General features: G+C 31.0%; 1 protein-coding gene. It reads right to left on the bottom strand.

Annotated features, from left to right (window positions below):
* Window positions 1-48: 48 nt before the first annotated feature.
* A partial coding sequence (locus ACE01N_RS20620) for a hypothetical protein (RefSeq protein ID WP_380592992.1) occupies window positions 49-648 on the bottom strand: 600 nt, incomplete at its 5' end.

Raw genomic sequence — 648 nt, 5'->3', positions numbered from 1 at the left:
GTTTAAAAGTACTGCCATGCACTATGACCGCGTGTTGTATGCCGTTTTTTATTCATCTAAGTTGATCAACTCATCTTTAAATTTCCAATCATAAAATTCTCTTACATCGGATTTTGGAATTAATTCAAGTTCTTCCTTGCATCCGTAATAAAATTCTGTGTCTTGGTTAATTACATCAAATAGTAGATTAATTATTCGATTGATGTTTTCACTGTTAGTCTGCAACTTGCTAAAATCTTTCCAAGTCGATGAGCGTTTAATAACTATTCCAAAGTCAGGATTCCAGAACTGTGTGACACAACCGTCAATCACAGAAGGATTCTTTACATACTTGTATACCCAGAATAATTCTCCTTCAATTAGATATTTTCGGTTTGATACAAACTCAAAATCAACTTTTTTTCTATTGTAAAAGTATTCTGGTTGAAAATACTTAGATTCTTTCACAATGATTTTAACGGTATCGTTTTTATCAATTAGTTTGGGGATATAGGTCAATGAATAAATACTATCATTTAATACCTGGTGATATTCAATTCGTGTTGTATCCAAGTATAATTCTGTATTACTCTCCAAGTTATATTGCACATAATAATACTCAACAGGAACTTTGCTACTTTGGGAATTATTTCTTTGACAACTTAAAGT

The organism is Quyinboa ferrireducens, from assembly GCF_042436675.1.
GTDB lineage: Bacteria > Bacteroidota > Bacteroidia > Bacteroidales > UBA5342 > JBHJHP01.
The sequence above is the reverse complement of the archived record's forward strand: the minus strand, read 5'-3'. Positions and strand labels throughout refer to the sequence as shown.